General features: G+C 71.3%; 18 protein-coding genes. 10 read left to right on the top strand and 8 right to left on the bottom strand.

The window, feature by feature from the left end; all coding sequences use genetic code 11:
• The first annotated feature begins 181 nt into the window (after window positions 1-181).
• Entirely contained in the window at window positions 182-1,453 is a 1,272-nt protein-coding gene (locus tag ACZ3IJ_RS17760; protein WP_467469165.1) for an ATP-binding protein, read from the top strand.
• Window positions 1,454-1,456: 3 nt separating this feature from the next.
• Here ACZ3IJ_RS17760 and ACZ3IJ_RS17755 read toward each other — a convergent pair whose 3' ends face one another.
• Entirely contained in the window at window positions 1,457-1,975 is a 519-nt protein-coding gene (locus tag ACZ3IJ_RS17755) for a GtrA family protein (RefSeq protein ID WP_467469163.1), read from the bottom strand.
• A gap of 183 nt (window positions 1,976-2,158) precedes the next feature.
• Here ACZ3IJ_RS17755 and ACZ3IJ_RS17750 point away from each other — a divergent pair, with 183 nt between their 5' ends.
• From ACZ3IJ_RS17750 to ACZ3IJ_RS17735, 4 genes are all read left to right on the top strand, one after another.
• Window positions 2,159-3,277, top strand: coding sequence for a 5-(carboxyamino)imidazole ribonucleotide synthase (locus ACZ3IJ_RS17750; protein WP_467469688.1), 1,119 nt, complete (start codon window positions 2,159-2,161; stop codon window positions 3,275-3,277).
• Window positions 3,274-3,804: a 5-(carboxyamino)imidazole ribonucleotide mutase gene (gene purE / locus ACZ3IJ_RS17745; RefSeq protein WP_467469161.1), complete on the top strand. Its 531-nt coding sequence runs from the start codon at window positions 3,274-3,276 to the stop codon at window positions 3,802-3,804. The genes ACZ3IJ_RS17750 and purE overlap by 4 nt, the downstream gene beginning before the upstream one ends.
• Window positions 3,801-5,015 carry a dipeptidase gene (locus ACZ3IJ_RS17740; RefSeq protein ID WP_467469159.1) on the top strand — a complete coding sequence of 405 codons (1,215 nt, stop codon included), beginning with the start codon at window positions 3,801-3,803 and terminating at the stop codon, window positions 5,013-5,015. The genes purE and ACZ3IJ_RS17740 overlap by 4 nt, the downstream gene beginning before the upstream one ends.
• A gap of 178 nt (window positions 5,016-5,193) precedes the next feature.
• Window positions 5,194-6,117, top strand: coding sequence for a membrane dipeptidase (locus tag ACZ3IJ_RS17735; RefSeq protein WP_467469157.1), 924 nt, complete (start codon window positions 5,194-5,196; stop codon window positions 6,115-6,117).
• Between the two features lie 148 nt (window positions 6,118-6,265).
• On the opposite strand, the gene ACZ3IJ_RS17730 is transcribed toward ACZ3IJ_RS17735, so the two are convergent.
• Window positions 6,266-7,594: a UDP-glucose dehydrogenase family protein gene (locus ACZ3IJ_RS17730; protein ID WP_391801073.1), complete on the bottom strand. Its 1,329-nt coding sequence runs from the start codon at window positions 7,592-7,594 to the stop codon at window positions 6,266-6,268.
• 126 nt (window positions 7,595-7,720) lie between these two features.
• Here ACZ3IJ_RS17730 and ACZ3IJ_RS17725 point away from each other — a divergent pair, with 126 nt between their 5' ends.
• Window positions 7,721-8,893: an acyl-CoA dehydrogenase family protein gene (locus tag ACZ3IJ_RS17725; RefSeq protein WP_467469154.1), complete on the top strand. Its 1,173-nt coding sequence runs from the start codon at window positions 7,721-7,723 to the stop codon at window positions 8,891-8,893.
• Window positions 8,894-8,969: 76 nt separating this feature from the next.
• Here ACZ3IJ_RS17725 and ACZ3IJ_RS17720 read toward each other — a convergent pair whose 3' ends face one another.
• Window positions 8,970-10,256, bottom strand: a complete 1,287-nt coding sequence (locus ACZ3IJ_RS17720) for an LCP family protein (protein ID WP_467469152.1) — start codon at window positions 10,254-10,256, stop codon at window positions 8,970-8,972.
• Between the two features lie 119 nt (window positions 10,257-10,375).
• Between ACZ3IJ_RS17720 and ACZ3IJ_RS17715 the strand changes: the two genes are divergently transcribed.
• Window positions 10,376-10,933, top strand: a complete 558-nt coding sequence (locus tag ACZ3IJ_RS17715; RefSeq protein ID WP_467469150.1) for an acyl-CoA thioesterase — start codon at window positions 10,376-10,378, stop codon at window positions 10,931-10,933.
• A 107-nt stretch (window positions 10,934-11,040) separates the two neighbouring features.
• Here ACZ3IJ_RS17715 and ACZ3IJ_RS17710 read toward each other — a convergent pair whose 3' ends face one another.
• Entirely contained in the window at window positions 11,041-12,507 is a 1,467-nt protein-coding gene (locus ACZ3IJ_RS17710) for an LCP family protein (protein WP_467469148.1), read from the bottom strand.
• Window positions 12,508-12,677: 170 nt separating this feature from the next.
• On the opposite strand from ACZ3IJ_RS17710, the gene ACZ3IJ_RS17705 reads away from it, so the two are divergent.
• Window positions 12,678-13,688 carry a glycosyltransferase family 2 protein gene (locus tag ACZ3IJ_RS17705; RefSeq protein ID WP_467469146.1) on the top strand — a complete coding sequence of 337 codons (1,011 nt, stop codon included), beginning with the start codon at window positions 12,678-12,680 and terminating at the stop codon, window positions 13,686-13,688.
• Between the two features lie 84 nt (window positions 13,689-13,772).
• Here the strand turns inward: ACZ3IJ_RS17705 and ACZ3IJ_RS17700 are convergent, their stop codons facing one another.
• The 4 genes from ACZ3IJ_RS17700 to ACZ3IJ_RS17685 form a co-directional block, all read right to left on the bottom strand.
• On the bottom strand, window positions 13,773-15,566 hold the full coding sequence (locus tag ACZ3IJ_RS17700; protein WP_467469144.1) for an LCP family protein: 1,794 nt from the start codon (window positions 15,564-15,566) through the stop codon (window positions 13,773-13,775).
• Between the two features lie 49 nt (window positions 15,567-15,615).
• Window positions 15,616-17,373 (bottom strand): LCP family protein, encoded by a 1,758-nt coding sequence (locus ACZ3IJ_RS17695; protein ID WP_467469142.1) that lies wholly within the window; start codon window positions 17,371-17,373, stop codon window positions 15,616-15,618.
• A 246-nt stretch (window positions 17,374-17,619) separates the two neighbouring features.
• Window positions 17,620-18,759 carry an LCP family protein gene (locus ACZ3IJ_RS17690; RefSeq protein ID WP_467469140.1) on the bottom strand — a complete coding sequence of 380 codons (1,140 nt, stop codon included), beginning with the start codon at window positions 18,757-18,759 and terminating at the stop codon, window positions 17,620-17,622.
• A gap of 206 nt (window positions 18,760-18,965) precedes the next feature.
• Window positions 18,966-19,718 (bottom strand): TIGR03089 family protein, encoded by a 753-nt coding sequence (locus tag ACZ3IJ_RS17685; RefSeq protein WP_467469138.1) that lies wholly within the window; start codon window positions 19,716-19,718, stop codon window positions 18,966-18,968.
• A gap of 137 nt (window positions 19,719-19,855) precedes the next feature.
• Here ACZ3IJ_RS17685 and ACZ3IJ_RS17680 point away from each other — a divergent pair, with 137 nt between their 5' ends.
• Together ACZ3IJ_RS17680 and manB are read left to right on the top strand one after the other, a co-directional pair.
• Entirely contained in the window at window positions 19,856-21,259 is a 1,404-nt protein-coding gene (locus ACZ3IJ_RS17680; protein ID WP_467469136.1) for a peptidoglycan recognition protein family protein, read from the top strand.
• A 113-nt stretch (window positions 21,260-21,372) separates the two neighbouring features.
• Window positions 21,373-22,455, top strand: a complete 1,083-nt coding sequence (manB, locus tag ACZ3IJ_RS17675; RefSeq protein ID WP_467469134.1) for a mannose-1-phosphate guanylyltransferase — start codon at window positions 21,373-21,375, stop codon at window positions 22,453-22,455.
• Window positions 22,456-22,594: the final 139 nt, after the last annotated feature.

Genomic DNA, 22,594 nt, shown 5'->3' with positions numbered 1-22,594 from the left:
GTCTCACCGGTCGTGCCGGGCTCGCGGGGCCCTGAACCGGCCTGAACGACGAGATACCCCCTAGGCACTCTCCTACGGATCGGGCCGGGCCCACCCCGCCCGCGACCTGGTCCGGGCGGGGAGGCGCCGCCCGTACGCTCGGGGAAGCTCCTCGTACTCCGCCCCGCCCCCGGAGGGCCCCGTGCGTCGTCGTCTGATCAACTCCACCCTCGCCGTCGTCCTCGTCGTCATCGGCGTCTTCGGGGTCTCCCTCGTCCTCGTCGAGACGCGCACGATCTCCTCCAGCGCCCAGGAGAGCGTGGACTCCGAGGCCCTCCGGCTCGTCTCCATCGTCGACAGCCGGCTCTTCGGGGGGGAGCCGGTCAACCCCGACATCCTCGCCGAGCAGAGCGGAGCCAAGCGGTACGCCCTGATCGACATCCCCGGCCGCGCCCCCATCGAGATCGGCACGCGCCCCGAGGGCGATGTCATCCGGGGCAGCGCCGAGGGCGAGCGCGGCGAGACCGTGACCGTCGAGGAGTCCCGCTCCACGATCACCAGCGAGGTCGCCCGCACCCTGCTGATCATCGGAGCCGTGGCGCTGCTCGCCGTCGTGGCCGCCGTGCTCCTCGCCGTACGCCAGGCGAACAAGCTCACCTCCCCGCTCACGGACCTCGCCGAGACCGCCGAACGCCTCGGGTCCGGCGATCCGCGCCCGCGCCACAAGCGGTACGGGGTTCCGGAGCTGGACCGGGTCGCCGACGTCCTCGACGCGTCCGCGGAGCGCATCGCGCGGATGCTCACCGCCGAGCGCCGGCTCGCCGCCGACGCCTCGCACCAGCTCCGTACACCGCTGACCGCACTCTCGATGCGTCTGGAGGAGGTCGCCGTCGCCGACGACCTTCCCACGGTCAAGGAGGAGGCGACGATCGCGCTCACGCAGGTCGAGCGGCTCACCGACGTCGTCGAGCGGCTTCTGACGAACTCCCGCGACCCCCGTACCGGCTCCGCGCTCGCCTTCGACCTCGACGAGGTCATCAAGCAGCAGATCGAGGAGTGGCGCCCCGCGTACCGCAGCGCGGGCCGCGCCATCGTCCACTCCGGCAAGCAGGGCATGCGCGCGGTCGGCACTCCGGGCGCCGTGGCCCAGGTCCTCGCCGCGCTGATCGAGAACTCGCTCATGCACGGCGGCGGCACCGTCGCCCTGCGGACCCGCGTCACCGGCAACCAGTCCGTGATCGAGGTCACCGACGAGGGCCCCGGCGTCCCCGCCGATCTCGGCGCGCGGATCTTCGAGCGGGCCGTCAGCGGCCGCAGCTCCACCGGCATCGGTCTGGCCGTCGCCCGGGACCTCGCGGAGGCGGACGGTGGCCGGCTCGAACTGCTCCAGCAGCATCCGCCGGTCTTCGCGCTCTTCCTGAGCCGTGAGGTCAGGAGCCGCGGGGACGAGTCGAGGCAACGCCCCGTCCGGTAGCTGTCAGAGCACGCGGTCCGGCTGCTTCCTCGTGGACTGCTTGGGAGCCTGCTCCAGGAACGATTCGGCGGTCTGCACGGCCTCCCGGGCCGGCAGCGTCCGGAAGACCCAGGTGCGGTACGACCAGAAGCGGAACAGCGTCGCGACGCCGATGCCGAAGAACTTGAAGAAGTTGCTCTGCAGCGGGGTGTCCCAGCCGAAGCCGTACGTCGCCGCGTAGAGGATGCCGTTCTGGATCACCAGACCGGCGACGCTGAAGAGCAGGAAGAGCGTCAGCTCCTTCGTGCGGCTGCTCTTGTCGCGGTCCCGGTAGGTGAAGTACCGGAAGCCGAGATAGTTGAAGCCGATCGCGACGACCGTGGCGATGACACTCGCCCGGACCACGGGAAGCTCCGTCACCTGGCGGACGAGGTTGAAGACCCCCAGGTCCACCAGAAGGCCGACACCACCGACCGCGCCGAACTTGGCGAACTCACGTGTGAGCCGGTCAAGCCGCACACGCAGTGCGCTCTGTTCACTCATGGTGATCGCTCAGCCCCGTCCGTTCGGTTTCGTCAACCAAGCCATGCTAACCAGCCCACCTGTGACCCGCCCGAGGACGTCGCAAACCTCTGAAAATCCCGTTGCGCTGTCGTAAAGCACAGGCGGGGCGGGCTCCGCTCGTCGTGCGGATACCCTAAGAGGGTGACGTTCCCGGTAGTCGGCATGGTCGGTGGCGGTCAGCTCGCCCGTATGACCCACGAGGCGGGCATCCCCCTCGGCATCAAGTTCAAGCTGCTCAGTGACACCCCGCAGGATTCGGCGGCGCAGGTGGTGAGCGAGGTCGTCCTCGGCGACTATCGCGACCTGGCTACGCTGCGTGACTTCGCGCGCGGCTGTGACGTGATCACCTTCGATCACGAGCACGTCCCCGCCGAACATCTGCGTGCCCTGGAGGAGGACGGCGTCGTCGTCCGCCCAGGTCTCGCCGCGCTGGTGCACGCCCAGGACAAGGGGGTGATGCGCGCGAAGCTCGACGAGATCGGCGCACCGAGCCCCCGCCACCGGATCGTCGCCGATCCGGCGGACGCGGCGGCCTTCGCGGCCGAGGTGGGCGGGTTCCCGATCATCCTCAAGACGGTCAGCGGCGGCTACGACGGCAAGGGCGTCTGGTTCGTCCGTACGGCAGAGGACGCCCACGACCCGTTCCGTGCGGGCGTCCGGGTCCTCGCCGAGGAGAAGGTCGACTTCACGCGCGAGCTCGCCGCGAACATCGTCCGCTCCCCGCACGGCCAGGCCGTCGCCTACCCCGTCGTCGAGTCGCGGCAGGTCGACGGCGTCTGCGACACCGTCATCGCGCCCGCGCCCGGCCTGTCGGACGAGCTGGCCGGCCAGGCTCAGGAACTCGCGCTGCGGATCGCCAAGGAGCTCGACGTCGTCGGGCACCTCGCCGTGGAGCTGTTCGAGACGCGCGACGGCCGGATCCTGGTCAACGAGCTCGCGATGCGTCCGCACAACTCCGGTCACTGGACCCAGGACGGGGCGATCACCTCGCAGTTCGCCAACCACGTCCGCGCCGTGCTCGACCTCCCGCTGGGCGATCCCCGCCCGCGCGCCCCGTGGACGGTCATGTGCAACGTCCTGGGCGGGGACTACCCGGACATGTACTACGCCTATCTGCACTGCATGGCCCGGGACCCCCAGCTCAAGATCCACATGTATGGCAAGGACGTGAAGCCCGGCCGCAAGGTGGGGCACGTCAACACCTACGGCGACGACCTGGACGACGTGCTGGAGCGCGCCCGTCACGCCGCCGGCTACCTGCGAGGAACGATCACCGAATGAGCCCTGTGAGCCCCGTCGTAGGCATCGTCATGGGATCCGACTCCGACTGGCCCGTCATGGAGGCCGCGGCCCAGGCCCTGGACGAGTTCGAGATCGCGTACGAGGTCGACGTCGTCTCCGCGCACCGGATGCCGCACGAGATGATCGCGTACGGCGAGCAGGCCGCCGACCGCGGACTGAAGGCGATCATCGCGGGCGCGGGCGGCGCCGCCCATCTGCCGGGCATGCTCGCCTCCGTGACCCCGCTCCCGGTCATCGGCGTGCCGGTCCCGCTGAAGTACCTCGACGGCATGGACTCGCTCCTGTCGATCGTGCAGATGCCGGCCGGGGTGCCCGTGGCCACCGTCTCCGTCGGCGGGGCCCGCAACGCGGGCCTCCTCGCCGCCCGGATCCTCGCCGCGCACGACCCCGAACTGCTCGGCCGGATGCGGGAGTTCCAGCAGGAGCTGAACGACCAGGCGACCGAGAAGGGCAAGCGGCTGCGGGCCAAGGTCGAGGGCTCGGAGTCGTTCGGCTTCGCCAAGTGACCGCCCCGGCGAGCGCGGCCGACCGGCTGGCGGAGGCCCTGGAGCTGCTGGCCTCCGCACCCGTCGTCGACGGACACAACGACCTGCCCTGGGCGCTGCGCAAGCACGCCGGCTACGACCTGGACCGGCTCGACATCGCGGCCGACCAGACCGGCGCGCTCCACACCGACCTCGCCCGGCTGCGGGCCGGCGGCGTCGGCGCGCAGTTCTGGTCGGTATACGTCTCCACCGAGCTGACCGGGGACGACGCCGTCAGCGCCACCCTGGAGCAGATCGACGTCGTCGACCAGCTCCTGGAGCGGTACGCGGGCGAGCTGGCCCCCGCCCTGACCGCGGACGACATGGAGGCGGCGCGGAAGCAGGGCCGTATCGCCTCCCTCAAGGGCGCCGAGGGCGGCCACTCCATCAACGACTCCCTCGCCACCCTGCGCGCCCTGCACACCCTGGGCGTCCGCTACATGACGCTCACCCACAACGACAACACCGCGTGGGCGGACTCGGCGACCGACGAGCCGCGCGTGGGGGGCCTCTCGCCCTTCGGCCACGAGGTCGTCCGGGAGATGAACCGCACCGGCGTGCTCGTCGACCTCTCGCACGTCGCAGCGACGACGATGCGGGACGCCCTGGACACCTCGGTCGCGCCGGTGATCTTCTCGCACTCCTCGTCGCTCGCGATCTGCGACCACCCGCGGAACATCCCGGACGACGTCCTGGAGCGGCTGCCGGGGAACGGCGGGGTCGCGATGGCCACGTTCGTGCCGAAGTTCATCCTTCCGGCCGCCGTGGAGTGGACGGCCCGTGCGGACGACAACCTGCGGGCGCACGGCTTCCACCACCTCGACACCACCGCCGGGGCGATGAAGCTCCACCGCGCCTTCGAGGCCGAGCACCCGCGCCCGATCGCCACGGCGGCGACGGTGGCGGACCATCTCGACCACATGCGCGAGGTGGCCGGCATCGACCACATCGGCATCGGCGGCGACTACGACGGCACGGCGTTCACCCCGGCCGGCCTGGACGACGTCGCGGGGTACCCGAACCTGATCGCCGAGCTCCTCCACCGCGGCTGGTCGCACGCCGACCTCGCGAAGCTGACGTGGTCCAACGCGGTCCGCGCCCTGCGGGACGCGGAGGCGGTCTCCCGCGACCTGCGCACGCGCCGCGGCCCGTCGAACGCGACGATCGACTCGCTGGACGCGCCCCCCTCCTGACGGTCGGCCGATCCCCGTGTGGCCCGTCGCCGAACCGAACCGGCGGCGGGCCACCGTCGTGACCGGACGGAGCCGCGAGGTCGCCGCCGTCCCCTGAACGGCCTACTCCACCACCCTTCACGAGGGGTTCCGTGCCACGGTGGGCGGTACTGCCCAGTACGTTCGGAGTTGTCAGGCCATGGCAGATCTGGAAGAGCATCACCCCTTCTCCGTCGAGCACGCCGGCGCCGCGGCCGGTGACCTCGACGCCCCCGAACAACTGTCGCCTCGCGACGAGTTGACCCGCGCGCAGGCACTGCTCGCCGCGCAGCCCGTCGTCGAGGGGCACGCGATCCCACCCCGGGAGTTCGACCCCGAGGACCTCGCGCCGGTGCGGGCGGCGGAGGCCGGGGCGCAGTTCTGGTCCCTCCGCTCCGGGCCGGACGAGGACGTCGTCGGGACGCTGCGCCGCATCGACGGGATCCGTGCGCTCGTCGCCGCCTACCCCGAGGAGCTGCGCCTCGCGCACAGCACCGCCGAGATGGGCCACGCCGTCAACTGCGGCCGGGTCGCCGCGCTCCTGGGGCCCGTGAGCTGGTCGGCCCTGGCCGGCTCGATCGCCGCCGTGCGGGCGTACCACGCGCTCGGGGTACGGGTCGTCAACCTCACCCGGTTCGACGGCTTCGCCCGCGAGGCCGTACGGGAGATGAACCGCCTGGGGGTCGTCGTGGACCTCTCCGGGGCCGACCCGGAGACGGTCCGCCGCACCCTCGCGCTCACCAGGGCCCCGGTCCTGGCGACGCGCGCGGACCCGGAGGAGCTGACGGACGAGGTCCTCGGCCTGTTTGGGGAGAACGGCGGCGTCTGCATGCTCCCGGTGACCGGGGATCTGCCGGCGACCGCCGATGCCCTCGACCGCGTCCGCGCCCTGGCGGGCCCGCGCTGTGTGGGCCTGTCCCACACCACGGACCCGGCGGCCGGCTACGCGCCGCTCTTCGCCGAGCTGCTGCGCCGCGGCTGGCCCGCGACGGACCTGACCGCCCTCGCCCGCGACAACGCCATCCGGACCCTGCGGGAGGCGGAGTTCCTCGCCCGCACGTCCGGCCCGCGCCGCGCGCCCTGACGGCGGATCGGGCAGGCGCCCGCGCGCCCTGACGGCGGACCCGGCAGGCGCCCGGTCGGATCGACGGCGGACCCCGCGGGCGCCCGAAGATACGGGAAGGGTCCCGCCCCCCCCCATGAGGGAGGCGGGACCCTTCCCGGTCCGTTCGCTAGGCCCGCGGGCGTCCCATCGCGCGGTACGTCCAGCCCGCCTCGCGCCACCGCGTGGCGTCCAGCGCGTTGCGGCCGTCCAGGATCACCCGGGAGCCGGCCGCCGCGGCCAGCTCCGCCGGGTCCAGGTCGTCGCGGAACTCTCGCCACTCCGTCAGGTGCAGCACGACGTCCGCCCCGCGCACCGCCTCCAGGGCCGACGCGGCGTACCCCAGGGTCGGGAAGAGCCGGCGGGCGTTCTCCATGCCCTTGGGGTCGTAGACCGTGACCTGGCCGCCCTGGAGGTGGATCTGTCCGGCCACGTTCAGCGCCGGCGAGTCCCGTACGTCGTCCGAGTCCGGCTTGAACGTGGCGCCGAGCACCGCGACCCGCTTGCCGAGGAACGACCCGCCGCCGACGGCGTCCCGCGCCATCTCGACCATCTGGCCGCGCCGCCGCATGTTGATGGAGTCGATCTCGCGCAGGAAGGTCAGCGCCTGGTCCGCGCCCAGCTCGCCCGCCCGCGCCATGAACGCGCGGATGTCCTTCGGCAGACAGCCGCCGCCGAAGCCGATGCCGGCACGCAGGAACTTGGAGCCGATCCGCTCGTCGTAGCCGATCGCCTCGGCCAGCTTCGCGACGTCGCCGCCCGCGGCCTCGCAGACCTCGGCCATCGCGTTGATGAAGGAGATCTTGGTCGCGAGGAAGGAGTTCGCGGCGGTCTTCACGAGCTCGGCCGTCGGGAAGTCGGTCACGACGAAGGGCGTGCCCTCGGCGATCGGCGTGGCGTACACCTCACGCAGCACCTTCTCGGCCCGCTCGCTCCGCACACCGGCGACGACCCGGTCCGGGTGGAGCGTGTCCTTCACCGCGAAGCCCTCGCGCAGGAACTCCGGGTTCCAGGCCAGCTCCACGCCCTCCGGCAGCAGCTCCGCGAGCCGCTCGGCGGAGCCGACCGGCACGGTCGACTTGCCGACGACGAGCGCGCCCTCGCGCACCACGCCCGCCAGCGAGCTGAACGCGGCGTCGACGTAGCTCATGTCACACGCGTACTCGCCGTGCTTCTGCGGGGTGTTCACGCAGACGAAGTGCACGTCGCCGAAGGCGCCGACCTCGTCCCAGGAGGTGGTGAAGCGCAGCCGGCCCGTCGATCCCTCGATGCCGGCGACGTGCCGGGAGAGCAGCTCCTCCAGGCCGGGCTCGTACATCGGTACGCGACCGGTGGCCAGCAGCTCGATCTTCTCGGGCACGACGTCGAGGCCGAGCACCTCGAAACCGAGCTCCGCCATGGCCGCTGCGTGCGTGGCGCCGAGGTAGCCGGTGCCGATCACGGTGATCTTGAGGGCCATACGGGACTCCAGTGAGGTCGGGCGGAATGCCTGCCCGAGCATAGTCGGGCCCTGGCCGGGGGCCCGGACACGCCCTACCCTTTGGATTACTTAACGGTAGTTAACAGACGTGGGAGTGAGTGAGCAGTGGCGCGGGAGAAGAACGACACAGCTGCGGATTTCGACCTGTATCGCCTGTCCGAGGAGCACGACATGCTCCGGGAGACGGTCCGTGCGCTGGCGGAGGCGAAGATCACGCCGTTCGCGGCGGCGGTCGACGAGGAGGGCCGGTTCCCCCAGGAGGCGCTGGACGCGCTGGTCGCGGCCGATCTGCACGCGGTCCATGTGCCGGAGTCCTACGGCGGTGCGGGCGCGGACGCGCTGGCGACGGTGATCGTGATCGAGGAGGTCGCCCGCGCCTGTGGTTCGTCCTCGCTGATCCCGGCGGTGAACAAGCTCGGCTCGCTGCCGGTGATCCTGTCGGGTTCGGAGGAGCTCAAGCGGAAGTACCTCGGCCCGCTGGCCAAGGGCGACGCGATGTTCTCCTACGCGCTGTCCGAGCCGGACGCCGGCTCGGACGCGGCCGGGATGAAGACCCGCGCCGTCCGCGACGGCGACTTCTGGGTCCTCAACGGCGTGAAGCGGTGGATCACCAACGCCGGAGTGTCGGAGTACTACACGGTGATGGCCGTCACCGACCCCGACAAGCGCTCCAAGGGCATCTCCGCGTTCGTGGTGGAGAAGAGCGACGAGGGCGTCTCCTTCGGCGCGCCGGAGAAGAAGCTCGGCATCAAGGGCTCCCCGACCCGCGAGGTCTACCTCGACAACGTCCGCATCCCCGCCGACCGCATGATCGGCGCCGAGGGCACCGGCTTCGCCACCGCGATGAAGACCCTGGACCACACCCGCATCACCATCGCCGCCCAGGCCCTCGGCATCGCCCAGGGCGCCTTGGACTACGCCAAGGGCTACGTCCAGGAACGCAAGCAGTTCGGCAAGCCGATCGCCGACTTCCAGGGCGTGCAGTTCATGCTCGCCGACATGGCCATGAAGCTCGAGGCCGCCCGCCAGCTCACCTACGCCGCCGCCGCCAGGTCCGAGCGCGTCGACAGCGACCTCACCTTCTTCGGCGCCGCCGCCAAGTGCTTCGCCTCCGACGTCGCCATGGAGGTCACCACCGACGCCGTCCAGCTCCTCGGCGGCTACGGCTACACCCGCGACTACCCCGTCGAACGCATGATGCGCGACGCCAAGATCACCCAGATCTACGAAGGCACCAACCAGGTCCAGCGCATCGTCATGGCCCGCAACCTCCCGTAGGCAAGGAGAAAGGGCGCCCCTCCGTCCTCCGGAGGGCGCCCTTCTCACATCCGTACGGCGACGGCAGCGGCTCGGATCAGCGGTTCGACGTGACCGTGACCTTCTCGTCGTTCTGGATCTGCGAGACCAGCTGCTTCACCTTCGGCATGTCCCACTTCAGCGAGCCCTGCGGCGCGCTGCCCGAGATCGGGATGTTCATCGACTTCCCGTCGCCACCGCTGATGCCCTTCATCGCGAAGAACATCTGGCCGAGGTCGTAGAGCGACATGTCCTTGTCCACGATCAGCGTGTCGAGACCGGCGCCCAGCGTCGGGTACAGCTTGAACGGGTTGAGGATCGTGCCCGGCGTCGCCGCCTGGTTCGCCAGGGCGGAGAGGAACTTCTGCTGGTTCTTCGTCCGCGCCAGGTCCGACTCGGCGAACGCGTACCGGGTGCGGACGAAGGCGAGGGCCTGCTCGCCGTTGAGCGTCTGCTCGCCCGCCTGGAAGTCCGCGCCGGACTTCTTGTCCTTGAAGCCCTTCTCGATGTTCATGTCGACACCGCCGAGCGCGTCCACGATGTTCGCGAAGCCGGCGAAGCCGATCTCCGCGTAGTGGTCGATGCGCAGCCCGGTGTTGAACTCGACGGTGCGGACCAGGAGCTCCGGGCCGTCCATCGCGTACGCCGCGTTGAGCTTGGAGCCGCCGCGCGCCCCGTACTTCTTGCCGGACTCCGAGCCGACGAAGGACGGGATGGTGACCCAGGAGTCACGCGGGAGCGAGATCATCGTGTTCCCGCTGGAGCAGGCCGCGAGGATCATCATCGAGTCGGTCCGCTTGCCCTCGGCGGAGCCGGTGTGCAGCTTCTTCTTCTCCTCGGCCGACATGCCCTCACGGCTGTCGGAGCCGACGATCAGGTAGGTCGTGCAGTCGCCCGCGGCCGGCCGCTCGATGACCTTGGAGAGGTCGACCTCGTTGCGCATCCGGGAGCTGGCCCAGGCGTAGGTGCCGACGCTCCAGCCGAGCAGGGCGACGACCAGGACGATGGAGCCGATCTTGATGCGGCGGCGCCAGTCCGGGGCCGGGCGGCCGGCCGGCTGGGGCGCGTACCGGGGGTCGTGCTGCGGCGGTACGGTGCCGTGGCCTCCGCCCTGGCGGCCGCCGCCGTAGACCTCGCCGGTGTTGTAGCCGCTGTCGTACCCGGTGGCCTGCTGCTGGGTGAAGTTCGGGTTGTACCCCTGGCCCTGTCCCTGGTCGTACCGCGGGTCGTACTGCGGCTGCTGGGGCACCTGCGGGCGCTGTACATGGCGCATCCGGCGAGCGCCCTCGGGCTGCGAGTTCGCGCCGCCACGGCCGTATCCGCTGTCATCGGGCCAGTCATTCATGCGGACCAGTGTGCAGGCCGCCTCCCGGGGGCCGACAGGGCGGGTGGGGAATCGGGGCGGCGCTGTTGCCAAGCTGATGCAAAGGGGACCAGGTCGGGACCCGGCATAAGGTGGAGGGCATGACAGATCAGGCCCAGCGCACGGACCGCCCGGAGACCGAAATTCCGGGCAAGCCCACCTCCGCGTCCCGCACCACTCTCAGCCACATCATGACCAGCCACGACACCAACCTGCTCGGTACGGTGCACGGCGGCGTGATCATGAAGCTGGTGGACGACGCGGCGGGGGCCGTCGCGGGCCGTCACTCGGGCGGGCCGGCCGTGACCGCGTCCATGGACGAGATGGCGTTCCTGGAGCCGGTACGCGTCGGTGACCTGCTGCATGTGAAGGCGCAGGTCAACTGGACCGGCCGGTCCTCCATGGAGGTCGGCGTGCGGGTCATGGCGGAGCGCTGGAACGAGTCCACCCCCGCCCAGCAGGTCGCCTCCGCCTACCTGGTCTTCGCCGCGGTCGACGCCGACGGCAAGCCGCGCCGCGTGCCGCCGGTCCTCCCGGAGACGGAGAAGGACAAGCGCCGCTACCAGGAGGCCCAGATCCGCCGCACCCACCGCCTGGCCCGCCGCCGCGCGATCATGGACCTCCGTGAGCGCCGCGCGGCCGAGGGCTACGAGGACTGACCCCGCCAGCCGCGCGCGGGGGCCCGGTACGGGCAGACCACCCCGGTCCGCCCCTACGGGCAGACCACCCCGGTCCGCCCCTACGGGCAGACCACCCCGGTCCGCCCCTACGGGCAGACCACCCGGTCGCCCGTGACCGCCTCGAAGGTGCCGGTGGCCTTCTCCTCCGCCCGTACCGGCTTGACGCTCTTGTAGTCGAGACCGGCCACCACCCGCAGGGTGCGCCCCCGTCCCTTCACCGGCCGCAGCTCCGCCCCCGGCAGCGCCGCCGCCAGGGACTTCGCCGAGCGGTCCCAGCGCGGGTCGTACTCCACCACCGTCCGCCGCACCTCCGGGCCCTCCCCGGTGCGCGGCGCCCGCGTGGTGTCGAAGCCGGTGGCGTGCAGGGCGTCGTCCACCCTGCGGCCCAGGCCGTCCGTCCGCGTCCCGTTGTAGACCTGCACCCGGATCGTCTTCGGCGCCACGTCGACGACCGTTCCCCCCGCCTTCGCCTCCGCCGTCCTCGGCGGCGCGAGCGGGCGGTCCTCGCGCAGGGCCTGGAAGAGCCGCTGCGCCTTGGGCGCGTCCCACTTCACGGTCGAGCCGATCCCCTTCACCGGGAAGCTCACGTCCCCGAGCGGTACGGAGACGAACTCCGACGACGCCGGGTCGAAGCCCCGCATCGCCCGGGCCAGGCTCAGCAGCTGATCCGTGCCGAACCCCCGGTCCGCCCGGACCGAGCCGAGCATGGTCGTGGAGACCTCCCGGAAGCGGACCGGGTTCAGCAGGACCCCGCCGCTCGTCACCCGGTCGATCAGCGCCGCGAGGAACCGCTGCTGGCGTTCCATCCGGCCGATGTCCGCCGCACCGTCGACATGGCGCGCGCGCACGTACTGCAGCGCCTGCCCGCCGTTCAGATGGTGCGGCCCGGCCGCGAGGTCGAGCCCGGTGTACTTGTCCTTCATCGGCCGGACCGTGCAGATGTCGACCCCGCCGACCGCGTCGACCGTCTTCATGAAGCTGGTGAAGTCGACCTCCAGATAGTGGTCGATCTTGACGCCCGTCATGTTCTCGACGGTCCGGACCGTGAGCCCCGGCCCGCCCTCGGCGTACGCGGCGTTCAGCTTCACCGGGTGCGCCTCGTGCCGTCTCCCCGTGGTCGCGTCGACGTGCGCGGGCATCTCGGCGTACGAGTCACGCGGCAGGCTCACCACGCTCGCCCGCTCCCGGTCCTCGCTGATGTGCACGAGCATCACGGTGTCGGTGCAGTGACAGGGTGCCCCGCCCAGCCGGTAGGCCTTGCGCTGCTGCTTGGTGAGGCTGTCACGCCCGTCCGTGCCCACGAGCAGCAGGTTCATCCCGTGCCCGCCCTGGGGGCGGTTCTTCATGTCCTTGAACGGGTCGACCCGGTCGATCCCGGTGTCCAGGCCGGTGACCAGCGCGTGCCCGATCCCGCCGGCGCCCAGGACGAGCACGGACAGGGTCGTCGCCATCCGCATGCCCCACCGTGGTCGCGCGGGCCGTCTGACGCGGCGGGCCGCCGGTACGGGACGGGCGGCCGGGCGGCGGCGAGGCGCGCGGGGCGGTGTGGGCACCGGGGGACACCTCCGCGGGTGGGACAAGGGGGCCGTGAGCACCGTAGGCCCATACGATCAGCGCAAGGGTGCGGCGGTCCGCGTGACGCGCTTCGTGTCCCCCATTCGCGGTAACGTGGCCGACGATTCTGCTGTCTCCCGGGGGCGACCCCCGGAACCCCGAGGATTCCATGCAGCCCCCCGTCTCCGTGATCATGCCGGTCCTCAACGAGGAACGGCACCTGCGCAACTCGGTCCGTCACATCCTCGAGCAGGAGTACGACGGCGAGATGGAGGTGGTGATCGCGCTCGGCCCGTCCACGGACCGCACCGACGAGATCGCCGCCGAGCTCGTACGAGAAGACCCGCGGGTCCACACCGTGCCCAACCCCACGGGCCGTACGCCCGCCGCCCTCAACGCGGCGATCAAGGCCTCCCGCCACCCGATCGTGGTGCGGGTCGACGGGCACGGCATGCTGTCGCCGAACTACATCGCGACGGCCGTCCGCCTCCTGGAGGAGACGGGCGCGCAGAACGTCGGCGGCATCATGCACGCCGAGGGCGAGAACGACTGGGAGCACGCGGTCGCCGCCGCGATGACCTCGAAGATCGGCGTCGGCAACGCGGCCTTCCACACCGGAGGCGAGGCGGGCCCGGCGGAGACCGTGTACCTGGGTGTCTTCCGGCGCGAGGCGCTGGAGCAGCAGGACGGCTACAACGTCGAGTTCATCCGCGCCCAGGACTGGGAGCTGAACTTCCGGATCCGCGAGGCGGGCGGCCTGATCTGGTTCTCGCCCGAGCTGCGCGTCCAGTACCGCCCGCGGCCGAACGTGCGCGCGCTGGCCAAGCAGTACAAGGACTACGGCCGTTGGCGCCATGTCGTGGCCCGCTACCACCAGGGCTCCATCAACCTGCGCTACCTCGCCCCGCCGACCGCCGTCTGCGCGATCGCGGCCGGCGTGGTGGTGGGCGCGGCCCTCACCCCGCTCGGCTTCCTGGTTCCGGCCGGCTACCTGGCCGCGATCACCGCGGGCTCGCTCCCGGCGGGCAAGGGCCTTCCGCTGAAGGCCCGGCTCCAGATCCCGGTGGCCCTCGCGACGATGCACATGTCCTGGGGCTACGGCTTCCTGACGAGCCCGCGCGCCCTGGCGAGGAAGGTCATCGCGAGCCGCCGCCCGTCCGTGCCGGCCACGAAGGTCTGACGCTCCTCCCGCCACGCACACGGCGACGGCCGGACCCCTCGGGGCCCGGCCGTCGCCGTCTTGTACGCCGCGTGCGCGGGAGCGTCAGCTCTTGCCGTCCCACTTGTAGACGCTGTAGACGTCCATGCAGTCCACCTTGTCGTCCGCGCCGTCGGGCAGGTCGCCCGCCTCGCTCTTCGGCTTCTCGTACGTGGCGCCCTGGCGCCAGTCCGCGCCCACGACCAGCGTGATGTTCTCGGCCTTGGCGTCCGCGCGGACGGCCGAGTCGGGCAGACCGAGAGCCTTGGCGACGGAGAGCGCGTCCGCCTTGCCCTGGTCGCCGTCCGCCTTCGGGTACTTCACCACGGTGTCCTTGCGGGCCTCGGCGGCCTTCGACGACTCCGCCTGGGTGAAGCCCTTGCCCTGCAGGGTCTGGGCCAGCGTGCCCGCCCGGCCCTCCGCCGGCGGCTGGCCGTCCCCGCCCGTCCCGTTGACGACCGTGACGTCGAGCGTCGCGGGCGCGGCCGCGGCCGGCCCCTTCGGCTTCGCGGAGGCGGACGGCTTGGCGCCGGCCGGGTCACCGTTCTTGTCGAAGGCCACGTCGTCGCGGAGCATCGACCACATCTTGTCGGCGGCGCTCTCGACCATGACGAGCTTGTTCCTGTCCTGCGACCACTCGCTCGTGGGGACCGTCGCCGTCGTGAGGCGGTCCAGCTTCACGTTCTTGAGCTGCATCGACAGGTCGAAGAGCTTCGACACCGAGCGGATCTCGTCCGAGACCTGGAGCGCCCTCGTGGCGGTCTCGGCCAGGCCGGTGAGGCGTCCGGTGTCGGTCCAGGCGTTCTGGCTCTGGAGCTTCTCCATCATGCCGTTCATGTACATGTGCTGGGCCTTGGCGCGGTTCTGGTCGCTGCCGAACGCGTGCCGGGTGCGCAGCCACTGGAGGGCCTGCTCACCCTTGATCTCGGTGGTCCCCTCCTTCAGCTTCAGGCCGGAACCGCCCTTCTGGAGACGGGTCGACTTGTCGTGCACACCCGTCTTCACACAGACCGGTACGCCGCCGACCTCGTCCGCCATCGCGACCACGCCCGCGAAGTCGACCATCATCCAGTGGTCGACGTAGACCCCGGTGAGGCTCTCCCACGTGGTGAGGGTGCAGCCCGGACCGCCGCGCTGCAGCGTCTCGTTGATGGGGCTGGTGGTGGTCGCCGGATAGGTCGTGCCCTCCTTGTCCCTGCACTCCGGGATCTTGACGATCGTGTCGCGCGGGATGGAGATGATGTTGGCGTTCTTGCGGTCCGCCGAGATGTGCAGCAACATCTGCACGTCGGCGAGCGGCTTGCGGTCCCGGTCGTTCTTCCCGCCGCCGAGCGCCACGTTCTTGGCGTCGGAGCGGTCGTCGGAGCCGATCAGCAGGATGTTGAGCGGGGTGTCTCCGAGCGCGTTGGGCGCGGTCTTCTTCACGCCGCTGTCGCCGCCTGCGCGGCTGCCGCCGCGGAGGTTGCCGTTGAGGTGCTGGTAGTACAGGTATCCGGCGGCAGCCGTGCCGAGTATCAGCAGCGACAGGGTCGCGGCGACCCAGCGCAGCACCTTGCGTTTACCACTCTTCTTGGCGCGTCGACGCGGCCCTTTGCGACGGTGGTTCGCACGGCCCTCGCCGCTTCCACCGCCGCTCGCGGCGCCGCCCGCCGTGTCCTCGGCGGCCCGTTCGCCGCCGGCCGATTCGTCCTTCGTGGACGTGCCGCCCCTGGCCCCGCGGCGCCTGGACCCTTCGGTCCCGGCCGCGCCGCGCGAACTCCCCTCGGCCTCGTCCTCGTAGAGCGTCTCGTCCCAGCCCAAATCACGGGCGTGCGGGACGCGTCCCCGCGTCCCCTCCCCACGCACGCTGTTCTGTCCCACCCCTGGTCCCCCTCGTCTCAGGTGTGCGCCACAGCCCGGTGTTTCCGGGTCACTGTGCGCACACCTTCTTGTCTGCCGTCTGCGCACCTTCCGGCGCCTTTGCCGGACCGGTGATGGGCACCCCCGCCCCCTTGAAGTCGGAGCCGAGGACGAGCGTCATGGGTGCGAGCTCCTCGGCGTCCTGCGTGCCCGGCTTGAGAGCCGTGGCGGGCAGACCCATCAGGTCCGCCAGCTTGCGGGCCTGATCGGCCTGGTTCGGTGCGTACTCGAGCGTGGTCTTCGCCGCCTTCTCGGGGGCGTTGCTCTTGTTCGTGGACCGTGTGACGCCCTGCTCGACCTGCAGCCAGTTGATCGTCGACTGGGCGGCGCCCTGGATGCCGCTGCCGTTGTAGACGTCGACGCGCACCTCGCGCGCCGTGGACCGCTCGCCCTTCAGCAGGGCGGCCTGGGCGTTCTTGGCGTCCTGCTGCTGCTTCTTCACCTCGGTGAGGGAGATGTCGGACTTCATGTTCGAGAAGAGCTGCGGCGCCTTGACCGGGTCGGGCACGACCGTGGCCTTGATCTTCTCGGCCGGGTTGTCGATGACCGGGAGCGTCGTGAACGTGATGTTCTTCGCGTCGATCTTGGCCAGTTCCTCGCCGAGGGACTTGAGCTTCCCGATGCTTCCTATGCCGGAGTCCACGGTCAGCGCGTTGGTGGCCGCCTCGGCGAGGTCGAGCAGCTTCCCCGGACTCGTCAGGGTCTCGTCCGACTTCATCTGCCGGATCATCGAGCTGAGGAACTGCTGCTGGACCTTGATCCGGTCCAGGTCGCTCTCGTTGCCGAAGCTGTGGCGCGTACGGACGAAGGCGAGGGCCTGCTCGCCCTGGATCGTCGACTCGCCCGCGGGCAGGTCGAGCTTGGAGTCCTTGTCCTTGACCGGCTTGACCAGACAGACCTTCACACCGCCGACGGCCGTGGTCAGCTCCTTGACGGCGTTGAAGTCGGCCATCATGAAGTGGTCGACGGTCAGCCCGGTGAGCTTCTTGACCGTACGCATGGTGCAGCCGGGGTCACGGTCGGACTGGCCGAGGCTGACGTTGAACCGCTCGTCGGCCTGGCCCGGGATGGTCTTGATGGTGCCGTCGGGCATCTTCGTCTGGCACTCGGGGATCTCGGTCTTCAGGTCGCGCGGGATGGACATCGCCGTGGCGTTCGTCCGGTCCTTGGAGACGTGGAAGAGGATCGTGGTGTCGGCGTGGCCGGGGCTGTTCTTGTCGCCGTAGCCCTCGTTGCCGTCACCGGTCCGCTTGTCGGTGCCGATGAGCAGGATGTTGACGGCCTGGTCCTTCTTGAACCCGGTGCTCTCGGCGCCGACCACGTCGACCTTGTTGATGTTCCCGTTGAGGTGCTCGTAGTACGCGTACGCGCCCACGCCGCCGGCCACGAGCACGAGCGCCATCGTCCCGCCGGTCCACAGCAGGACCTTCTTCTTGCGGGACTTCGCGGGCTTGCGCTTGCGGCGGCCCGGCTGCGGCTGCTGCCCGCCGGGGCCCTCGGGCGCACGGCGGCGGCGCTGGCCGGGGACGGGAGCCTCGGCCGGCGCGCCGGCCGTACGGGAACGCCGGTCGGTGCGGGAGCCCTCGGCGGAGCGGGAGCCCTCCGCGGATCTCGGGCCCGGAGTGGTCGCGCCGCGGGGGCGGGACTGCGGTGCCGACTGCCCAGCGGAGTGGTTCAGTCGCAGTTCGTAGTTGCCCGTTCGCGGGTTGAGGACCCACTGGTCGGCGGGGTCGATCTCATCCGCCTGTCCACGGCTGTGCGCGTCCACGGTTACTTGAATCCTCCGTCGGTGCCACGCGAGGCGCCTCCCCCGGTCGGCGCTCGGTCGTTCGATCCATTGAGTGCGCGACCATGAGGTCGGAAGCACCGGATCGCGTCACACTATCCGCCCAGTTCAGCGTGGGGCGACGTCCGTGACAAATTCCACGCCCCTTACAACTGGGCAATTTGCCCAAACCCCTTCTGCCGCCCTCTTCCCCTCCCACTCCTTGGGCGCTCCTTTACTCACCCACCCCTAGGCACACGCTCCGTCCGCCGCGTTACGCCCCGAGAAAGTCGGTGTCGGCGCGGGATTCGGGGCCTTCGCGGCCCCCCGTCCCCTGTCGCTCTCCGTGCCCGGCGTCACGGTGACGGGCTTGTCCTCGCGCAGTCGCGTGAAGAGCTGACTCGCAGCAGGTTGTACGAGTTCGTCCCGGTTCGCGTCGTACGAGTACGGCCGACGCGGCACCGTGAGGAACTGCACCTTCTCCGTGGGCACCGAACGCATCGAGCGCGCCAGGTCGTACAGATCCCGCAGCGAGTCGAGCCCCGGGTCGGTCGTGATCGACTTCGTCGCCGCGTCCAGGACGGGGTACAGCCGGGTCGGATTCAGTAGGACGCCGTTGCTCTGCACCTTGTTGACCAGGGCGCCCAGGAACTGCTGCTGGCGGTCCATGCGTTCCGTGTCGCTGCCGTTGCCGAGCGACTTGCGGGCCCGTACGAAGCCCAGCGCCTGCTCACCGTTGAGCGTCTGGCGCCCGGCCTTCAGCCTCAGCTTGGCGTCCTTGTCGTCGACCGCCTCCCGCAGGCAGATCTCGACACCGTCCACGGCGTCGACCATCTTCTTGAAGCCCCGGAAGTCGATCACCATGTGGTGGTCGATGCGGATCGCGGTCAGCCGCTCGACGGTACGGATCGTGCAGGCCGTGCCGCCGATCTCGAAGGCCGAGTTGAACTGGGCGAATTGTTCCTTTGTGCGTGTTCCGTCCGGAGTGCGGCAACTGGGCATGGTCACCATCAGGTCGCGCGGGATGGAGACGGCCGTCGCGCTCGTCCGGCCCGCCGAGATGTGCAGCAGGATCGTGGTGTCCGAGCGCTGGGTGCCCTTGTCCCTGCCGTACTTGGTGTTGCCCGCGCCGGTCCGGGTGTCGGAGCCGATCAGCAGGATGTTCTGCGCCCCCAGCGCGCCCGCGGCGGGGCGCTCCTTCTCGTATCTGAGCAGCTCCGCGGCGGCGTCGGTGTCGGTGGTGATGTTGCCGTCGAGCTTGCGGTAGAGCCACCAGCCGACTCCCGCGGCGGCGAGGACGACGACCGAGACCCCGAGAGCCGTCCAGCGCAGCCAGTGGCGCTTGCGCGGGGCCTCCGGTTCGGCGGGCGTGCCGGGACTGTCCGTCACGTCTGAGTCCATCCTTCGCGGCGTCGGCGGCGCGCCCGGGGGCCGCCGTTCGAAGAGTGAGACGGCCGAACCAGGCGCCTGGTTGTGCGGGAGGGGGTGCGTACCCGCCGATCATGTACCGGAGTTGAGGCGCGGACCCGAGGACTCGGCGAGTCGGTGCGCCATACGGGTGGAACGTCGGCGGGTTGTCCCGCGGCGGCCCGCCGTCAGTCGGCGGTCGTCGTGACGCGCTCGCTCTCGACCCGCTTCTCGAGCCCCTCGGGCGCCAGCAGGTCCAGGTTCCGGCACAGGACGACGGACCCGCCGGCCGCCAGGGGCGCGTACAGCCCGGCGGAGAGTCCGTCCCAGGTGTCGTACGGACGTCCGGAGAGGAGCCGCGCCCCGGGGGCGAGGCCGAGCGCCGCCGCGTCCGCGCGCGCCCGCTCGACGAGCTGGGCGCCCGTCAGTTCCGTACCCCCGACCAGGAGGGCCGTGGCGTCGGCGTCTACCGGGACGAACGGGGCGAACCGGTCACCCTGGCTCGGCACCTCGACCGCGTAGTCCGCGTACCCGGCGGGCGCGGCGGGGAAGCGGCGGCCCAGCGGGGCCAGCGAGAGCGCGATCCGGTCTCCCGAGCAGGCCAGGCCCGCGTCGAGCGTGTCCGGCCCGGCGACCACGTAGTCGGCGTCGGCCGGGTCCCCGCCGAACTCCGCGGTCACGCCCACGGAGGAGCAGGCGAGCAGCCAGACCGCGGTCTGCCAGTGCGCGGGCAACAGCAGCGCGAGCCGGTCGCCGGGGGAGGCGGACAGCTCTCCCTGGAGGAGATTGGCCGTCTTGGCCACCCAATTGGCGAAGGTGGCCACGGACAATTCGACGCGCTCACCGGTGGCGTCGTCGTAGAAGGTGACCAAGGGGCGGGCGGGGTCCGCGGCGAGCGCGGATCGCAGCAGGTCGGCGGGGGTGCGGTCGCTGGCGTTCACGCGGGCAAGGGTACGCGGGGAGGGGTGCGGGGACCCCCCGTACCGGTGACGCCGTCCTCCGGTCGGACCGACGGGCCGTCAGTTTCCGTGCCCGATTCCGCCGAGCGGAACCCGCGAGGCGTACAGAGGATCGCCTCATGCGTGCCTACCTCGCCACCTCCATCGCCGTCACGTGCGCGACGGCGCTCGCCCTTCCGTTCACCCTCGCGACCCCCGCCGGGGCGCTGCCACTCGGTGCGGCCGCCGCGCCGACGGCGGCGCCACCCGCCGCGGATCCAGCCGCGGACCCCGCCGCCGGCCCCTCCGCCCCGGAAGCGGCGCCGGACGCCGTCCCGCGGGAGACCGACGTCGCCGGTTCCACCCAGTCCCTGCCGCTGGCCCCCCTCGGTGACGGCCGCCGTGCCGTCGGGGCCGCCGGCGGGGCACAGGGACTGGCCCGACGGGACGTCAGACCCTTCTCGCTCGTGGGCGTCGTCTGGGACGACGCCCGGGCCCACCTCCACGGCACGGTCCAGGTCCGCACCCGGGCGACCGGGAACGCGCGGTGGTCCGCGTGGCAGGACGTCGAGATCCACAACGACGACCACGGGGCGGACCCCGGCACCTCGGAGGCCGCGTCCGGCGCGCTCCGCGGGGCCACCGCACCGCTCTGGGTCGGCGACTCCGACGGCGTCGAGGTCCGCGTACGTCCCGACCGCCAGGACGACATCGCCGCGGCGGTGGCCGAAGCACTCCCTGAGGGCCTCCGTGTCGAGCTGGTCGACCCGGGGCCGGAGCCCGTCGCCGCCCAGGGGCCCGAGCCCCGCGCCGGGCTGGCGCACGGAGCGCGTGCGGTACACCGCGCGCCGACCGTCGAGGAGGCGGCCGCCGCCTCCGTGAACGCCCAGCTCGCCTCGGTCGGTACGGCGGTGATCCCGGCGGCCGCCGCGGCGAAGCCGTACATCGGCCCGCGCCCGAGGATCATCACCCGCAAGGGCTGGGGCGCCGACGAGCGGCTGCGCGAGAAGGGCTTCGTCTACACCAAGGCGGTCAAGGCCGCCTTCGTCCATCACAGCGCGACCGGCAACAACTACACCTGCAAGCAGGCGCCCTCCGTCCTCCGCAGTATCTACCGCTACCACACCCAGAGCAGCGGCTGGCGTGACTTCGGCTACAACTTCGCCGTCGACAAGTGCGGAAACATCTACGAAGGCCGCGCCGGGGGCGTGGCCAAGCCGGTGCACGGTGCCCACACGCTCGGTTTCAACACCAACAGCATGGGCATCGCCGTCCTCGGCACCTACGGTTCGACGACTCCGCCGGCCGCCGTCGTCACCGCCGTCGCGAAGCTGACGGCCTGGAAGCTTGGGCTGCACGGGGTGAATCCGAAGGGGAAGACGACACTCGTCTCCGCCGGCGGGAAGTACAAAAAGGGCAAGAAGGTCACGTTCAACTCCATCGCGGGACACCGTGACGGCTACGCCACGGCCTGCCCCGGAGCCCGCCTCTACGGCAAGCTCGGCACCGCGCGCACCGCGTCCGCGAAGTACCAGGGGCGGTGATGCGGTCGCCGGTCCGACCATCTGCATAAACTGACCGGTCATATCGCCCGGACGAGCGACGAACGACGTGACGGGCGATGAGACCGGCCCCGGACAGGAAGCAGAGACGACAGGTGACAGAAGCGATCCTCCTGGTCGGTGGCAAGGGCACACGGCTACGCCCGCTGACGGTGAACACCCCCAAGCCGATGGTCCCCGCGGCCGGTGTGCCGTTCCTGACGCACCAGCTGGCACGGGCCAGGGCCGCGGGTGTCGAGCACGTGGTGCTCGCCACCTCGTACCTGGCCGAGGTCTTCGAGCCGTACTTCGGGGACGGCTCGTCGCTGGGGCTCAGCCTGGAGTACGTCACCGAGGAGGAGCCGCTCGGCACGGGCGGCGCGATCCGCAACGTCGCCTCGCGCCTGCACTCCGGCCCGGACGACCCGGTTCTCGTCTTCAACGGCGACATCCTGACGGGCCTGGACATCCAGGCCCTGGTCGCCACCCACGACTCCTCGGGCGCGGACGTCTCGCTGCACCTGACCCGGGTCGACGACCCCAGGGCGTTCGGCCTGGTGCCGACGGACCCGACGGGGCGCGTCACCGCGTTCCTGGAGAAGCCGCAGACGCCCGAGGAGATCGTCACCGACCAGATCAACGCGGGGGCGTACGTCTTCCGCCGCTCGGTCATCGACACGATCCCGACCGGGCGGCCCGTCTCGGTGGAGCGCGAGACCTTCCCCGAGCTCCTCGCCACCGGAGCGCACCTCCAGGGCCTGGTGGACTCCACGTACTGGCTCGACCTCGGCACCCCGCAGGCCTTCGTGCGCGGCTCCGCGGACCTGGTCCTCGGCCGCGCCCCGTCCCCGGCCGTCCCGGGCCGGTGCGGCGACCGTCTGGTCCTCCCGACGGCCCGCGTGGCGCCGGACGCCAAGCTCACCGGCGGCACGGTCGTCGGCGCGGACGCCGTCGTCGGCGAAGGCGCCCGCATCTCGGGCTCGACCCTCCACGCGGGCGCGATCGTCGAACCGGGAGCGGTGATCACCGACTCCCTGATCGGCGCGGGCGCCCGCATCGGCGCGCGCACGGTCCTGACAGGCGCGGTCATCGGGGACGGCGCCCAGGTCGGCCCGGACAACGAACTCCGCGAGGGCGTCCGCATCTGGTGCGACACCGCGCTCCCGGCCCGCGCGATCCGCTTCTCGTCGGACCAGTAGGGACCACCGCTCCGACGGTCACCCTTCTCCCGGCCTCCGTCCGGCGGAGGGCGACCGCCCGGGACGCCCGCCGCCGCCGCGTGGGCGGGTGCCGGTGCTCCGCCCGCGGGCGGAGCCTTCCCGGGGTCGCTCGGGCGGG

The sequence above is a fragment of the Streptomyces sp. NPDC013317 genome, assembly GCF_055563155.1.
Note: the sequence above shows the minus strand (reverse complement) of the source record. Positions and strands in the feature narration are given on the sequence as shown.

Bases quoted from the DNA above. Each gene is read 5' to 3' on its own strand.
- ACZ3IJ_RS17720 (WP_467469152.1), bottom strand. From the start codon at position 10,256: ATGAATGACTGGCCCGATGACAGCGGATACGGCCGTGGCGGCGCGAAC.
- ACZ3IJ_RS17735 (WP_467469157.1), top strand. From the start codon at position 5,194: ATGGCAGATCTGGAAGAGCATCACCCCTTCTCCGTCGAGCACGCCGGC.
- ACZ3IJ_RS17750 (WP_467469688.1), top strand. From the start codon at position 2,159: ATGGTCGGTGGCGGTCAGCTCGCCCGTATGACCCACGAGGCGGGCATC.
- ACZ3IJ_RS17755 (WP_467469163.1), bottom strand. From the start codon at position 1,975: ATGAGTGAACAGAGCGCACTGCGTGTGCGGCTTGACCGGCTCACACGT.
- ACZ3IJ_RS17730 (WP_391801073.1), bottom strand. From the start codon at position 7,594: ATGGCCCTCAAGATCACCGTGATCGGCACCGGCTACCTCGGCGCCACG.
- ACZ3IJ_RS17705 (WP_467469146.1), top strand. From the start codon at position 12,678: ATGCAGCCCCCCGTCTCCGTGATCATGCCGGTCCTCAACGAGGAACGG.
- purE (WP_467469161.1), top strand. From the start codon at position 3,274: ATGAGCCCTGTGAGCCCCGTCGTAGGCATCGTCATGGGATCCGACTCC.
- ACZ3IJ_RS17715 (WP_467469150.1), top strand. From the start codon at position 10,376: ATGACAGATCAGGCCCAGCGCACGGACCGCCCGGAGACCGAAATTCCG.
- ACZ3IJ_RS17680 (WP_467469136.1), top strand. From the start codon at position 19,856: ATGCGTGCCTACCTCGCCACCTCCATCGCCGTCACGTGCGCGACGGCG.